Origin of the sequence: Methanobrevibacter ruminantium (assembly GCF_016294135.1) — an archaeon.
In the GTDB taxonomy this organism is placed as follows: Archaea; Methanobacteriota; Methanobacteria; order Methanobacteriales; family Methanobacteriaceae; genus Methanobrevibacter; species Methanobrevibacter ruminantium_A.
Window position 1 is genome coordinate 1 of sequence record NZ_JAEDCO010000077.1, and the last position, 2457, is coordinate 2457.

2 protein-coding genes are annotated in these 2457 nt (G+C 30.9%); both read left to right on the forward strand.

Annotated elements, in window-relative coordinates:
• The first annotated feature begins 286 nt into the window (after window positions 1-286).
• Entirely contained in the window at window positions 287-1264 is a 978-nt protein-coding gene (locus VW161_RS08845) for a hypothetical protein (protein WP_304102769.1), read from the forward strand.
• 10 nt (window positions 1265-1274) lie between these two features.
• Window positions 1275-2342, forward strand: coding sequence for a hypothetical protein (locus VW161_RS08850; RefSeq protein ID WP_304093542.1), 1068 nt, complete (start codon window positions 1275-1277; stop codon window positions 2340-2342).
• Window positions 2343-2457 lie beyond the last annotated feature (115 nt).

Here is a 2457-nt window from a genome sequence, read left to right on the forward strand (position 1 = left end):
TTACTTATAATACTATTTTATTTATAATTCATCTATAATAAAGTTTTAAGTTAAAGGCTATTCTTTAACAAATTAAGTATTGAATGAAATCGTTAAATTAAAGCAAAAGTGAAAAATTACAATAAACAAGTAATTTACACTCTTTTTATAAAATTATAATGATTAAAAAAGATTAAAATTAGAATTAAGTAAGATATAAATATTATTTTTAATAATAAAGCTATCAATGAAGATTAATAATAAAAATAAAGGATATGAAGAGAATAAAAAGTTTCAATATAAGTCTTTGAAAGAATTTTTTAATGATGAGAATGGAAACTTTTCAATCATCATAGCAAGCTTGATTCTAATTGGCTTCTTGTTACTGTCAATAATCGTCTTGAATACAGTGATTAATCACGAAGATGAAAACAATGAGATCATTTCATCCAACAATTACCAATATATTGTAAATAACTACATAAGAAACCTTCCGCTTATTGAACGCGAAGCTTTGGAAGAGTTAAGTGAAGAGGTAATGAAAAGCAAAAGGCCATGTTTGGACTCAAAAAGCGATTTGAAGAAAATCATTGATGAAAAGCTATCTGTAAAAAACCAGGAATACCTTGAAAACTATAATATCCGTATCAATTCATCCTTGATAGCTATTGAAAACACATCAAATCCCTTCTCATACAAATTCAAGACATATGTTTCAAGCGTGAAGGGAGACTATTCATTTGAAAGAGTCATATCATCTGATGTTGATTGCATTGGCTTAAGAGATCCTGTTCCTCTTCTTTACTTAAAAGACTATTCTGGCCTTAGCTACAATGACAGTTCATACAATTATGGAAACTCATTGTCTGAATTCTTAAGGGCAAATGGTGTTGAAAACCACTCTTTCTATATCAATGCAAGCTCTCCATTGATTATCAAAAAATGTCCATATGACCCTTACAAGCACCATGGCGATGACAATGGAAAGGTTATGAAAAACTGCAGAGACAATGGATACTATCATGAAAGCAGAGATGGGGCATGTTATCTATGCAGACTTGAAGGAAAGGGAGGTTGTGAGCATTATGGCTTTGAAACATTTATAAATCCTCATAAGACAAATGAAACAGGCCGTGTTTCCGCTTGCGGATCAGACCATGTGATTTTCAGCGATGATATCTATTCAGGTGTTGAAGTCATCTATAATGATGAGGACGGTTTGAATGAGATTCTCTACCTTGACTCTCATGGCCATAAGGTAAAGTATGGAATGAGCGGCTTTTAGGAGATTGATTATGGAAGATTTAATTAAAGATCAATACGGCCTCCTATACTCAAGTGAACTGCTTCTATCAATCATACTGCTTGTTTTCATAATAGGTGTGGTAGCTAATTTAAGTGATGGCCTCAATGAAAAAATGTTAAGTGAAGAGGAGCTTTCATCTCTTGAAAATATTGCTATTCAGTCATCTGATTATCTTTTGAGTAATCCTGGAAATCCTGAAAATTGGGAAGAATATGAGAGATTGAATAATGGAATTGTATCAAAAAAGATTATTCCAGGACTTGCAATCAAGAATAAAAATTTTGAAAATGGTGAGTTTTACAGTGAAAGTTCAAGTGATGAAATGATAATGTCAAATGCAATTTCATACAATAAGCTCATTAAGATCAAAAACAATTACGATTCGCTTGTAAATGAAAATCTGTTTAATGGTAGTGTTAAAAGTTCAATGGCTATTTATCCTTTAAACAGTGAAATAAGACCTATAAAGATGGGAACTGATTTTGATTATGAAGATGATAATGTCAATGATAATGACATTGTAACTGTGAACAGGACAGTGAAATGTGACTTTTATTCCCATTTTGCAGTGTATAATTTCAATGACCTTGAGCTGTTTGGTGAAAATTATGATGATGGCCTTTGCAATCATGACAGCAATCCTAACTTGACTAATCATGAAAATGATGAAAGATCATTATGGCTTTGCAAAAACTTTAGAGTATATAAGGAATCGTTAGAGGAATATGAATATTATCTGATAAGCGATGAATCTGTGAAAAACTCAGGCACTTACTGGATTTTGGAAAGTTTAAATAGAACACTTGAAAATAAGGAAATGTTAAACCAGGAAGTAATTGAATTAAATCCATTCCTTTTGGAAGATTTGGAAAATTCATCCGATGAAATATATTCCATACATTTTAATGTGCCAAAAAATAGAATAAGTGATTTTAAAACTGTTTTAGTTGCCATTCCAAACAATATGACTGATGTTTTAATATCCAATGATGAGTTGAATTATGATTACTTTAGAGTACAGGATGTAAATTTCATCTTAAAAATAGGATATAAATAAAAAGTTAAAAAAAGAAAAAAGATTTTTTACTCCCAAGTTGAGGTAAAAATTTTGGTCCAAGTTTTGCGCTCCGAAGGAGCGGAAAAGCTGGGCTATAAAACACTATACAAATTCT

Coding starts and splice junctions, on each gene's coding strand:
- VW161_RS08850 (WP_304093542.1), top strand. CDS start 1,275: ATGGAAGATTTAATTAAAGATCAATACGGCCTCCTATACTCAAGTGAA.